This window comes from Chryseobacterium sp. C2(2020) (genome assembly GCF_014218915.1).
In the GTDB taxonomy this organism is placed as follows: domain Bacteria; phylum Bacteroidota; class Bacteroidia; order Flavobacteriales; family Weeksellaceae; genus Chryseobacterium; species Chryseobacterium mucoviscidosis.
Genome location: NZ_JACLCT010000001.1, coordinates 238,736 through 250,990, shown reverse-complemented (window position 1 = coordinate 250,990; position 12,255 = coordinate 238,736). Strand labels below are relative to the sequence as shown.

The following is a 12,255-nucleotide window of genomic DNA, read 5'->3' as shown; positions in this document are numbered from 1 at the left end:
TCTACATTTACACCACTAAAAAAATAACAATGAACATAAACGTAGTTGCGCTTTTCAGATTTAATGAGAATTATCTGATGGAAGCAGTTGAACTTTTTCAGATTCTGGTAAGAGAAACCAGAAAAGAAGAGGGATGTCTGCAGTATGACCTTATTGAAGACAAAGATAACAAAGGAACTTTTTTCATGGTGGAATTGTGGGAAAGTGAAGAACACCTGAACCGCCACAACGGGCAGGATCATTTGCTGAATTTCAGAAGAGACGTTTCTAAAATGCTGGAAAGTTCTACTCAGGTATTTAAAGGATTTAAAACTCTGTAAACTGTAAGAAGAAAGTTAGTCACTTAAAAATAACTTTACTCTTCCTGAGGGAAGCATAAAACTAAAAGGCTGTTCACTATTGCGGACAGCCTTTTATTAGAAAAAATAGAAAGTATTATCAATAAAGCTCCTGTGAACTTTTGTGATCCTGTGAAAAGTTTATTTTTTAATGAATTTTGATTTTACGATTTCTCCTTCCGCCGTTTCAATCAAGATGTAATAAACTCCGGTTTGAAGCGTACTGATGTCAAACGATCTTCCGGATAATTTTCCTTCGGCTGTTTTCTGACCTCCCGCTGAATAGATCTGAATTTTTTTCGGTTCTTTTTTAGCAACAAACTGCAAAACGGTATTGTCGGAATTTACGGCAAACTGTACACTTTCCTTTGATTTTGCCTGATCTGAAACCGTAAGTATCGAACTTACCGCGTAAGAAATATCATCCAGTTGAATCGCTGTGTGATTAAGACTTCCCACAATCTTAAATGCGATGTACTGCTTATTGGATGCAGGAATCGGTACGGAATACTGCGTGTCTGTTGAAGTAAGCGTAATCGTATTTCCAATCTTTGTAAAACTTGCCATATCTGCTGTTGTAACGCCGTCCACAAATCCAACTTCAATGGTTCCGGTGCTTCCTGCGGAAGATCCTGCTGTAAGGGAAGATTTAAACGTAAGTGTCTGACTTCCATTAGGTGCAACAATTTGCGGAGCAATAGCATAACCCGGTGTATTCGTTGTAAAAAAGCTGTAATACTGGATATGTTTGTCCGCAGCATTCGAATTGTCAACATATACCCACGGTCCGGAACCACTTTGTACACGGTTCCAGTTATTTTGTGGCCATGCTGCGCCTGTTCCTGCCGTAAAAGATTCAAAATTTTCATTAATCGTTGTTACCTGTGCATTTCCCGAAATCGCTGTAAGCAGTAAACCTCCAATAAGTAGTCCTAGTTTCATAACATTATTTTTATTTAGAATTATTCTACAAAATTATATAATTATTTTTAATTGTTCTAAATAAAATATTATATTTGTCAAAAATTTTTTGATCCTATGAAGAAGAAATTGCTTTCTGTTCTTGCTTTAACGATGATTTTGTGGATGGACGCGCAGAAAAAAGATTCTGTAAAGCTGGAAAAAATTGAAGAAGTTGTCCTTACCGGACAGTATACTCAGCAATCCATTAATAAATCAATTTATAAAGTGGAGGTCATCGATGCGCAGCAGATCAAAAATATGGCAGCAACCAATGTGGCAGATGTTTTAAACCAAAGCTTAAACATTCTGATTACTTCAGACCGCAATTCCGGAAATTCAACGGCGAGTTTACTGGGACTGGGTGGAGAATACACCAAGATCCTGATTGACAATATTCCTGTGGTGGGAGATGTAGGACTGGGAAACAATATAGATCTCACCAAGCTCAATATCAATAATGTAGAACGTATAGAAGTGGTAAGAGGTTCAATGGGAGTGGATTACGGAAGCAATGCCGTTGCCGGAGTCATCAATATCATTACCAAAAAAAGCACTCAGAAAAAATTAACGTTAAATGCTTCTGTTCAGGAAGAAACCGTAGGAAAAGAATACAACTGGTACAAAAAAGGAGAGGGAAGACATATCCAAACGCTGAATGCAGGATATAACTTAAATGAAAACTGGTACATCGGAGCCAATATCAATCATAACGATTTTCAAGGATTCAAAGGAACGCAGGAAGGGTATAAATATTTTGAACAGGACGGAAAAAGAGGATATCTGTGGCAGCCGAAAGATATTCTGAATATCGACGGAGTGATCCGATACAGTAAAAATAAAACTTCTGTTTTCTATAAGTTCGGCTTCGTTAATGAAAAGCTCAATTTCTACAGCCCGATTGTTTCAGAACTTTATTTAGGAGAGGGAAACAGAACCTATACTTCTGCCGACAGAGATTATCTCACCACAAGATACGTCAATCAGTTAAATGTTCAGACCAAATTAGGCAGCATCAATTATACCGGTGATTTTTCATATCAGACTCAGGACAGAAAATACAGAGATTTTACCTATGATATTCCGAACAGGAAAGTAATGGGAACGAAAGAAGCTTATCAGTCCTATAACAAAGCAGATGTCATCTATTCGCGAGGTGTTTTCAGCAATTTTCTTGATGATAAAAAAATAGATTTCCAGTTGGGTTATGAACTCGATCATACCAAAGGATACGCAGGTTTTATTGCAGGAGATTTTGCAGGAAATAATGTAGACCGAAAAATTTTCAACTACGCCAATTTTATTTCTGCGGAATGGAATCCTACAGACTGGCTTTCATTAAGACCCGGTTACCGTTTGGCGCTGAGTGATAAATTTGATACACAGCACAATTATTCCTTAACGGTAAGAGGTAAAATTGATGATTCCAGTAATATCCGACTCGTTGCAGGAAGCGCGAACCGGTTTCCGAATTTTGATGAACTCTACACCTACTTTGTCGACAGCAACCACGACATCAGAGGAAATGAAGATTTAAAACCGGAAGAAGGAATCACGATCTCTTTAAACGGAGACAAAAAATTCACCACCAGTTCAGGATGGAATGTTCAGGTAGGAGCAAGCGCAACGTACATGGATCTCAAAAACAGAATAGAAGTTCTGCAGATCAATCAGAGTCCGTTGCAGTACAAATACATCAATATCAACAAATTCAGATCATTACTTTTTGAAGCTAATTTTAAACTTCAGAAAAACCAGTTCAGCCTTGCAGCCAATGCCTCTTATTATGGCATCGGAAAAGAGCTCTTTTCGGGAACTCTGGTTTCTCCAGATGATTTCTTTTATACAGTCGAAGGAAATTTTGCTGCAAACTATACCCTCCCAAAAACCGGAACCAATGTTTCGTTGTTTTACAGACACGTTGGGAAACTTCAGATGTTTGTCTTAGACAGTCAGGATATTGCCCATCCTTTTTATTATGTGGGAGAGCGCGGCAACTTTAACATGATGGATTTCGTCGTAAGTCAGCCCTTTTTCAAAAATCATTTTGAACTCAGTGCAGGAATTAAGAACATTTTTGATGTTTCATCCGTAAGAGACACCACCGTTGCAGGAACCGCACACGGAACCACCGATCCGAACTCGAATCTTTTCTACGGCAGAAGCTATTTCACCAGACTAACCTACAACTTTTAAAAATAATCATTGAAATGAAAAAAATACTGCTTTACCTCTTCATCGGGACATCATTCATCACCCAGTCCTGTATTAATGATAATGAAGATCCGGTTGCCATATCAAAAATTGAAGGTTCCATCGTGAATCCTACCGTTGGCGGACCTACACAGCCCAATCAGGTCTGGTTTGATCTGGGAACGGATTCTGAAGTGCTGACCAAAAGAACCGATTGGGATCTCGCTTTGTATTCAGGAAGCAATTTTAAAGTCATTCTTAATTCTTCTCTGATGATGGCAGCAGGAAAAATCCCGAATGCTACAAATATCGATTTGGTCACAGAAGCTGAGGTTTCCGGTTTGCAGGATCTTGTACAGGTTGCGAATTTTAATCCTTCCAACACCATTTATATTGATGATGTGAAAGGAAACTTTCCTTCAGGCTATACCGCAATTGAAGAAATTAATCCCAATGAATCTGAAAATGCAGTATACCTTCTGAACATGGGAAAAGGAATTTACACAGGAAATGTTCCTGCGGGAAGCGTTACCACAGCCGGAGAAAGCAGAGGATGGATGAAAATTCAGATCTCGAGAACTTCAAACGGAGGATATAAAATAAAATACGCCCCATTAAATTCTGCCTCTCACAAGGAATTAACCATCAATAAAAACTCCGCTTACAACTATAATTTCGTCAGCCTGAAAAATGAAAAAGAACTCTTCATTCAGCCTGAAAAAAAGAAATGGGATCTTTGCTTTTCGGTGTTTACCAATACCATTGCAGGAGCAGGAAGTTATGTGTATGCAGACTTTATCACCATCAATAATTTAGGTGGAGCGGGAGCTTATGAAGTAAAAGCTTCAGGAACCACAACTGGGGTTGAAGCCTACAATAATTTTAAAGTTTCGGATATCGATCAGTCGAAATTCATTTATAACGATCAGCGCGTTATCGGAGGAAACTGGAGAGAAGTCGGACCTTCCGGATATCAGGTGAAAGGTGATGTATTTTATGTCATCAAAGATCCGGACGGATATTATTTTAAGCTGAGATTCACCAGACTTACGAGCAGCAGCGGCGAAAGAGGCTATCCGCAGTTCGAATACAAACCCTTGTTCTAAAAATTTAAATCAAATAAAAAGATATCATGAAAAAATTCATTCTTGCCGCATCTGTATTAATGGCAGTCTATTCCTGCAAAAAAGAAGGAGCTGCTACTGAAAATAAAACAGAACAAAGCTCTGAAGCTCCAAAATCTGCTCATAAAATCGTAACGCTGAACGGCGGAATCACTGAAATTGTAGCCGTTTTGGGTCACGAAAAAGAAATCGTGGGAACCGACGTGACAAGTACTTTTCCCGAATCTCTTAAATCGACAGCTAAAGATCTGGGACACGTAAGATCAATGACCATCGAGCCTATTATGGCGGTTTCTCCCACCTTAATTTTAGCTTCCGATAAAGACATCAATCCTGAACTGATGGGGAAAATTAAATCTTCCGGCATCAAAACAGAAATTTTTAAACAGGAATTTACCGTCGACGGAACTAAAAAGCTAATCGCAGAAGTGGCGAAAGCAGTCGGAAATACAGATTATCAGAAACTGAATGATAAAATTGATGCCGATCTGAAACAGATTCAGCCGATTGCCAAAAAACCAAAAGTCCTGTTCATCTACGCAAGAGGAAATATGCTTATGGTTTCAGGAAAAAATACACCGATGGCTTCTTTAATTGAAATTGCAGGCGGACAAAATGCCGTTAATGATTTTGAAGATTTCAAACCTTTAACGCCGGAAGCGGTTGTAAAAGCAAATCCCGATGTACTATTCTTCTTCACAAGCGGATTGCAGGGAGCGGGAGGAAACGAAGGCGCGCTAAAAATGCCGGGAGTTTCCCAAACCAATGCCGGAAAAAATAAAAAAATTATTGCCATGGACGGCGGTCTTGTTTCCGGTTTCGGACCAAGATTAGGACAGGCAGCAGTAGAATTAAACCAACTTCTGATTGAAAGCACCAGGTAAATTATCCGTTTACATCATCATAAGCACCGTACTGCTTTGCATCATCGCAGTATGGTCGCTTAACACCGGGGTTTACGATTTCGGAGGTCAGTCTGCATTCGCTGTTTTACAAAAAATAATGAACGGAGATCAGTCAATCTCAATGAGCGATAAATATGTAGTCTGGGACGTAAGAGCAGCCAGAATTGTGATGGCGATCCTTATTGGAAGTATGTTGGCGGTTTCCGGAACCGGTTTGCAGGGATTGTTCAGAAATCCTCTGGCAACGGGAGATTTAATCGGGCTCACTTCCGGAGCAACCCTGCTTGCCGCCATTACCATCGTTTTGGGAGGATATTTCAGAGAATTTCTTCCTGAAGCCGTACAGTTTTCATTGGTGGGCATTGCTGCTTTTATCGGATCTTTTATTTCCATGCTTCTGGTGTACAGAATTTCAACCAGCGGCGGTAAAACCAATGTCGTGATGATGTTATTATCGGGAGTTGCCATTACAGCGATCGGATTTTCCATTACAGGTTTCCTGATTTACATCTCGAAAGACGACCAGTTAAGAGATTTAACGTTCTGGAATTTAGGAAGTTTAGCCGCTGCAACATGGACGAAGAATATCATTTTGGGAATCGTATTGGTTATTTCATACACGGTTTTACTGCCAAAAGGTAAAGCGTTGAATGCAATGATGTTAGGCGAAAAAGATGCAGAGCATTTGGGAATTAATGTAGAAAGATTAAAAAAGCAGATCATCCTTATTACGGCTTTAATGGTGGGAAGCTGTGTGGCATTTTCAGGAACCATTGGTTTTGTAGGGCTTATCGTTCCATATATTTTAAGATTTTTGTTTAAATCAGACTATGCCGTTATTTTACCGTTATCCGCAGTTTGCGGAAGTATTTTGCTGTTGACGGCAGATACTTTCAGCAGAAGTATTGTGGAACCTTCAGAACTTCCGATCGGGATTTTAACTGCCTTAATGGGAGGTCCTGTTTTCATTGCGATTTTAATTAAATTTAAAAAATCACTGTTATGATAAAAGCGCATCAGATCAGTTATCAGCATAAAACCTTTCATATTCTGGATTCGGTGGACGTTCATCTGGAATATGGCGAATTTCTGGCAATTGTCGGTCCGAACGGAGCAGGAAAATCGAGCCTCCTGAGTATTCTTGCCAATGAAATTAAATCTGAACAGCAGATTGTATTTAAAAACAGACATATCAACGACTGGAATGTGAAAGAGCTTTCAAAACACAAAGCCAAATTTTCACAGCACAACAGCAACGATATTCCGCTGGAAGTAAAAGAGGTCGTGATGATGGGACGTTATCCGTACTTCGATGCACAGCCTAAAACAGAAGACCATGAATCGACAAACCGAATGATGAATGAAACGGATATTCTGCATTTAAAAGAAAGAGAATACAACACTTTATCGGGAGGCGAAAAACAGCGCGTTCATCTTTCGAGGGTTTTTGCGCAGCTTCAGAACGAAATTGCCCATAAACTTGTTTTTTTAGATGAACCTTTAAATAATTTAGACATTAAACATCAGTACAAAGCATTGGAAATCATTAAAAATTTCACCAAAAAAGCCAATTCTGCCATTGTTGTTCTTCATGATCTCAATCTTGCCGCACAATATGCCGATAAAGTTTTATTAATGAAATCAGGAAAAGTTGCCGCATACGGAACTCCGGAAGAGGTTTTCACCGCTGAAAATATCCGAGAAGCCTACAATTTTCCGTGTACGATCTGCAATCATCCGGTAACTTCGCACCCAATGATTATTTTTGGATAATATGGATACAGAAAAACTGAAAATATTAGCACAGAATCTCGCCCATCCTCAAGGAGAAAAAGGAATCGAGATCGGCGAAATGATGAATGAAACCAACATCGGAATGACGTTGGAAAGCATACAGACCCTTTTAATAGAAGACAACGAACACATTCTGGAAATAGGTCATGGAAATGCGGGGCATGTCAGAAATATTTTAAACAAAGCCATTGATGTAAAATATACCGGAATTGATATTTCGGAAACCATGCATCACGAAGCCTTAAAACTGAATAAAAATTTTGAAAATCAGGCTGAATTTATCCTGTATGAAGGAACAGAACTGCCTTTTGAAGACAAAACATTCGATAAAATATTTACCGTAAACACTGTTTATTTCTGGGAAAAACCAACAGATTTCCTCAATGAAATTTACAGAGTTCTGAAAGACAGCGGAACATTTGTTCTCACTTTCGGACAGCGGGATTTCATGGAAAAACTTCCTTTTACGCAGTTCGGTTTTACGTTGTACAATACCGATGAAATGGAGGAAACCGTTTCCAAAAGTTATTTTAAAAGAATGAAAATTTCCGAACGGCAGGAAGAAGTAAAAAGCAAAACCGGAGAAGAAACCATCACAAGAAATTATACAATTTTAACCATTAAAAAATAAATAAATGAGCACATTAGTAAACGATCTGAAGGAAAAATGGGAAGCTCTTAAAGCTGAAAATCCGCATCTGAGAATCCGAAATGCCGCAGCAGAACTGGGAGTAAGCGAAGCGGAACTGTTGGCAACCAGCGTAGGAGAAGGCGTAACCGTTCTGAAGCCGGAATTCCAGAATATTTTAGCGGAAGTGGAGCAGTTAGGAAAAGTAATGGCGCTTACACGCAACGAAGAGTGCGTTCACGAAAGAAAAGGAGTGTATCTGAACGGCGATTTCAGCAGTCCTCATGCACAGCTTTTCGTGGGAGAAGATATTGATTTAAGAATTTTCCTGAATCACTGGAAATTAGCTTTCGCAGTGGTGGAAGGAGATAAAAAAAGCCTTCAGTTTTTCGGAAAAGACGGTTTGGCGCTGCATAAAATTTACCTTACCAAAGACAGCAACGAAGCTGCATTCGATGAAATGGCAGAAAAATATAAAGCAGAAGAGCAGAACGGATCTTTCGATTTTGAAAAAGCAGCTCCGAAAGCAGAAGAAAAACCGGATGCCGAAATTGATGTGGAAGGCTTTCAAAAAGCATGGACAAATCTGAAAGATACCCACGATTTCTTTATGATGACCCGAAAATTCGGAGTGAGCAGAACGCAGGCGTTGAGACTGGCTCCTGAAGGTTTTGCAAAGAAAATTGAAAGCTCAAAAGTCGTAAACGTACTGGAAGACGCATCGGAAAAAGAACTTCCGATCATGATTTTTGTCGGAAACAGAGGAATCATCCAGATTCATACAGGAAACGTGAAAAAAACACTTTGGCATCAGCAATGGTTCAACGTGATGGATCCCGATTTCAATCTGCATCTGGACGTAACCAAAATTGCAGAAGCATGGATCGTGAAAAAACCGACGGAAGACGGAGAAGTGACCGCCATTGAAGTTTTCAATAAAGAGGGCGATTTTATCGTTCAGTTTTTCGGAAAAAGAAAACCCGGAATCCCGGAATTGCAGGAATGGAAAGACCTCGTTGCCGATCTTGAAAAATAAATTGAAATAGTTAGATAGTTTCTTTAAGCCGTTTTGTTTTTTACAGGCGGCTTTTTTTAATTTAAACGCAAATGGCACGAATGGTTTCACAAATGATACGATATTTAACGCGAAGAACGCGAAGTCTTTTTGATCTAATTGAGCATATTTTTCGTTCGCAAGGGCACTTCGTTCAGCAAATGATAGAACTAGCCACTCAGCTAAGACATTGCCAAATGCAATCATAAAACGTTCGCTTAATAACAGATGAAATCTGAATAACCTTGCTTACTTTAAAATATTTACCTTAAAATATCTACTTTGCGTTAAAATAAATCAACGTTACATTGTGTCATTCGTGAAACAATTTGTGTAATTCGTGTTTAAAAAAAGCTTCGCGCTAAAATAAACAATAGATCATTAAAAAATTAAAGTTTTATAGCGATATTAGTGATGCCATTTGTGTCATTCGTGTTTAAAAAAACAACAAAAAATTAAAATTATATCGTGATATTTGTAAAGCCATTCGTGTTTAAAAACAAAATTAAAATGAAAAACCTTTTCACTGCCTTTTTTCTTACTGTTTTCTGTTCATTTCAGGCACAGCAATTTAAAGCCTATCAGTTTTACGACAAAAAAGGAAAATCAGTAAAGCCCGAAAAACTCATCAGACAACTGGCTGATTACGACGTGGTTTTCTTTGGTGAAAATCATAATAATTCCATCAACCACTGGTTACAGCTTAAAGTGACGGAAGGTTTGTATACTCAGAAAAACGGACAGCTTATTTTAGGTGCTGAAATGTTCGAAAGGGACAATCAGCCACAACTGAATCAATATCTCAACGGGAAAATAGACGCGAAAATACTGAAAGATTCCGCAAGACTCTGGAATAATTTCACGACCGATTATAAACCTTTGGTTGATTTTGCCAAAGCAAAAAAACTGAATTTCATCGCAACGAATATTCCCAGAAAATACGCTTCCCAAACCGCCAAAGAAGGTCTGGAATCTCTGAATAATTTATCTGAAAAAGAAAAATCTTATATCGCACAACTTCCCATAAAAGTAACACTAGAAACGCCGGGTTACCCTGAAATGAAAGCGATGATGGGCGATCACGCAGACGGAACCAAAGTGATGAATTTTATTTCCGCTCAGGCAATAAAAGACGCGACTATGGCAGAATCTATCCTGAAAAATCTGCAATCCGGAAAAACATTCATCCATTACAACGGAAACTACCACAGCAAGGAATTTGGCGGAATTTACTGGTACATTAAACAAAAAAATCCGAACCTGAAAATGGCGGTGATTTCTGTTTTTGAATCGGATGATCCTGAATTAAAAGTTCCTGAGAAAGATTACATTCCCACCGATTTTAATCTTATCATTCCCAGTGATATGACGAAAACGTATTGAGAAAGAGCCAGGTAAAAAGTGAAAAGTAAAAAGCTATGTTTTCATTTAGATTAAAAGTGTGTGAGAATTTAAACAGATTCTTCCTTCGTCAGAATGACAATGAGTCGTTTAAAAGACAATGAGGTCTGCATATTTTTTATTGCTTTTTATCAAAAATTCAATTGGGTTTTAACCAAAATATACAAAACTTAGCCTGCAATATTTATCTTTGCAAAACATTCAGAAAAATGAAAAAAATATCCCTTCTTTTCATCCTTTTCATCGGTTTGATGAATGCTCAAAAACTGACACCAAGCGAAATTTCCATGATCAATCAGGGAGATAAAAATTCTGCATTGCCGATTTATCAGACCACAGACGAAAATCAGCACAAAACATTATTAAACCTTTCCGCAGAAATCGATCCGTTGGATAAAAACACGGCAGTTTTGGTCAGCAGAATGAAAGAATCTTTACTTTCCACCGATGGCGGAGTGGGAATTGCCGCACCACAGGTCGGAATCAACAGAAAAGTAATCTGGGTTCAGCGTTTTGATAAAAAAGGTGAACCGTTGGAATATTTCATCAATCCTGTCATTGTGTGGAGATCAGAATTACAGAATTTAGGTCCCGAAGGCGATCTTTCGATTCCCGATTTCAGAGATCAGTTTTACCGAAGCAAAGTCATTCAGCTTGAATATGTCGATTTAAAAGGTCAGAAATATTCAGAAATTGTGGAAGGTTTTACAGCCGTTATTTTCCAGCACGAAATCGATCATCTTTTCGGAATTTTAATTTCAGACAAAAAAGAAAAAGAGAAAAACGACTCTTATCAGAAAGTAGATGCTTTTAAGAAGAGCGATTCAGGGATGAGGTAATTTTACTGATATTATTCTATCTTATAAGTATAATTTTTATGTAAATCGACTTTAAAATTTTTACCATTTAAAATTCCTGAAATTGTTTCCATATTATCCTCCTGAATTTCTTTTATTCCCAAATCAAATTCTTTGTGATGATTAGGACAAAAAACAATTAAGTTTCCTAAAATACTTTTCCCTCCTTTAAAAACCAGTTTTATATGAGCAACTTCAACATAATTCACGCCTTTTTTGGTAGGAATAGTTGAATTACATTCTGGAAATTGACACTTATAATCAACAAGTTTTTTTAATGATTCTACTATTTTTTTATCTTTTCGTAATATTTTATCAATTTCCTGTACTTTTCTTTCTGGATTAATAAAAAGCATTTTACTGTTTAATTCTCTAATTTCTTTATAATGAGATATCTTCGGATTAGCTTGAGAAAAAATTCCTTTGTTGTCTTTGATGTATGAAAATAATTTTAGCGAGAAATCATTCTTAGTAATATTTTGAAATCCGATTCCAAAATTCCCGCAAAATTTTTTAAAGCTTATAAAATCAGGAAGATTATTGAGCAAAATTGGTTTTTTTAAATCTTGACCTGTTCCGATAACAATTATTCTGTCTAAATTTTCTTCATAATCTTCGATTTTAAAGCAACTCCATAAATAATAATTTTTAATTTTATTTTCAGTTTTTCCTACAATTAGAAAACAAATTCCATTAGTTGCTTTTTTAGCTGTCTTCTTTTTGGTATAAATCCAAGAATCATGTTCTTTTATATCATCATTAAGAGTAATTTCTGAGATTAAAGAATTAAAATCTGTCTTTTCAGTTGGAAAACATCTCAGTTTATCAGCATTATGATATTGAATGTAAAAGTTATTCTGGTTCATTAGTTTTTAAATTTTGTTGTTATCTAAATTTACAGAGTTTTTTTGTTATGAAGTCTGTTTAAACTTTTATTTAACCGCAAAAGCAACAAAAGATGAACTAAACTTTTATTTAAAGCTTTGATTATTACTTTGTAT

The 12,255-nt window shown here is 37.3% G+C and carries 12 protein-coding genes; 10 read left to right on the top strand and 2 right to left on the bottom strand.

Features of this window, described 5'->3' with window-relative positions:
• Nucleotides 1–29: 29 nt before the first annotated feature.
• A complete protein-coding gene (locus H6W52_RS01150) occupies nucleotides 30–320 on the top strand; it encodes a putative quinol monooxygenase (protein ID WP_087711034.1) in 291 nt (96 codons plus the stop codon).
• Between the two features lie 159 nt (nucleotides 321–479).
• Here the strand turns inward: H6W52_RS01150 and H6W52_RS01145 are convergent, their stop codons facing one another.
• Complete coding sequence (locus H6W52_RS01145; RefSeq protein ID WP_116097964.1) at nucleotides 480–1,280, bottom strand: T9SS type A sorting domain-containing protein; 801 nt, start codon at nucleotides 1,278–1,280, stop codon at nucleotides 480–482.
• Between the two features lie 96 nt (nucleotides 1,281–1,376).
• Between H6W52_RS01145 and H6W52_RS01140 the strand changes: the two genes are divergently transcribed.
• From H6W52_RS01140 to H6W52_RS01100, 9 genes are all read left to right on the top strand, one after another.
• Entirely contained in the window at nucleotides 1,377–3,494 is a 2,118-nt protein-coding gene (locus tag H6W52_RS01140) for a TonB-dependent receptor plug domain-containing protein (RefSeq protein ID WP_116097966.1), read from the top strand.
• A gap of 14 nt (nucleotides 3,495–3,508) precedes the next feature.
• A complete protein-coding gene (locus H6W52_RS01135) occupies nucleotides 3,509–4,597 on the top strand; it encodes an HmuY family protein (RefSeq protein WP_116097968.1) in 1,089 nt (362 codons plus the stop codon).
• A gap of 26 nt (nucleotides 4,598–4,623) precedes the next feature.
• Nucleotides 4,624–5,499 carry a hemin ABC transporter substrate-binding protein gene (locus H6W52_RS01130; protein WP_116097970.1) on the top strand — a complete coding sequence of 292 codons (876 nt, stop codon included), beginning with the start codon at nucleotides 4,624–4,626 and terminating at the stop codon, nucleotides 5,497–5,499.
• The gene (locus tag H6W52_RS01125; RefSeq protein WP_116097972.1) at nucleotides 5,483–6,526 is read left to right on the top strand and encodes a FecCD family ABC transporter permease; all 1,044 of its coding nucleotides are present in this window, start codon (nucleotides 5,483–5,485) and stop codon (nucleotides 6,524–6,526) included. Before H6W52_RS01130 ends, H6W52_RS01125 begins: the two co-directional genes overlap by 17 nt.
• Nucleotides 6,523–7,293, top strand: a complete 771-nt coding sequence (locus H6W52_RS01120) for a heme ABC transporter ATP-binding protein (RefSeq protein WP_108410348.1) — start codon at nucleotides 6,523–6,525, stop codon at nucleotides 7,291–7,293. Before H6W52_RS01125 ends, H6W52_RS01120 begins: the two co-directional genes overlap by 4 nt.
• 1 nt (nucleotide 7,294) lies before the next feature.
• Complete coding sequence (locus H6W52_RS01115; protein WP_116097974.1) at nucleotides 7,295–7,945, top strand: class I SAM-dependent methyltransferase; 651 nt, start codon at nucleotides 7,295–7,297, stop codon at nucleotides 7,943–7,945.
• 4 nt (nucleotides 7,946–7,949) lie between these two features.
• Nucleotides 7,950–8,978 (top strand): hemin-degrading factor, encoded by a 1,029-nt coding sequence (locus H6W52_RS01110; RefSeq protein WP_116097976.1) that lies wholly within the window; start codon nucleotides 7,950–7,952, stop codon nucleotides 8,976–8,978.
• Nucleotides 8,979–9,506: 528 nt separating this feature from the next.
• Nucleotides 9,507–10,379, top strand: coding sequence for a ChaN family lipoprotein (locus tag H6W52_RS01105; RefSeq protein ID WP_116097978.1), 873 nt, complete (start codon nucleotides 9,507–9,509; stop codon nucleotides 10,377–10,379).
• 227 nt (nucleotides 10,380–10,606) lie between these two features.
• Nucleotides 10,607–11,236: a peptide deformylase gene (locus H6W52_RS01100; RefSeq protein ID WP_116097980.1), complete on the top strand. Its 630-nt coding sequence runs from the start codon at nucleotides 10,607–10,609 to the stop codon at nucleotides 11,234–11,236.
• Between the two features lie 11 nt (nucleotides 11,237–11,247).
• Here the strand turns inward: H6W52_RS01100 and H6W52_RS01095 are convergent, their stop codons facing one another.
• Entirely contained in the window at nucleotides 11,248–12,120 is an 873-nt protein-coding gene (locus tag H6W52_RS01095) for a hypothetical protein (RefSeq protein WP_116097982.1), read from the bottom strand.
• Between the last annotated feature and the right edge of the window lie 135 nt (nucleotides 12,121–12,255).

Bases quoted from the DNA above. Each gene is read 5' to 3' on its own strand.
- H6W52_RS01150 (WP_087711034.1), top strand. From the start codon at position 30: ATGAACATAAACGTAGTTGCGCTTTTCAGATTTAATGAGAATTATCTG.
- H6W52_RS01145 (WP_116097964.1), bottom strand. From the start codon at position 1,280: ATGAAACTAGGACTACTTATTGGAGGTTTACTGCTTACAGCGATTTCG.
- H6W52_RS01140 (WP_116097966.1), top strand. From the start codon at position 1,377: ATGAAGAAGAAATTGCTTTCTGTTCTTGCTTTAACGATGATTTTGTGG.
- H6W52_RS01135 (WP_116097968.1), top strand. From the start codon at position 3,509: ATGAAAAAAATACTGCTTTACCTCTTCATCGGGACATCATTCATCACC.
- H6W52_RS01130 (WP_116097970.1), top strand. From the start codon at position 4,624: ATGAAAAAATTCATTCTTGCCGCATCTGTATTAATGGCAGTCTATTCC.
- H6W52_RS01120 (WP_108410348.1), top strand. From the start codon at position 6,523: ATGATAAAAGCGCATCAGATCAGTTATCAGCATAAAACCTTTCATATT.
- H6W52_RS01115 (WP_116097974.1), top strand. From the start codon at position 7,295: ATGGATACAGAAAAACTGAAAATATTAGCACAGAATCTCGCCCATCCT.
- H6W52_RS01110 (WP_116097976.1), top strand. From the start codon at position 7,950: ATGAGCACATTAGTAAACGATCTGAAGGAAAAATGGGAAGCTCTTAAA.
- H6W52_RS01105 (WP_116097978.1), top strand. From the start codon at position 9,507: ATGAAAAACCTTTTCACTGCCTTTTTTCTTACTGTTTTCTGTTCATTT.
- H6W52_RS01100 (WP_116097980.1), top strand. From the start codon at position 10,607: ATGAAAAAAATATCCCTTCTTTTCATCCTTTTCATCGGTTTGATGAAT.
- H6W52_RS01095 (WP_116097982.1), bottom strand. From the start codon at position 12,120: ATGAACCAGAATAACTTTTACATTCAATATCATAATGCTGATAAACTG.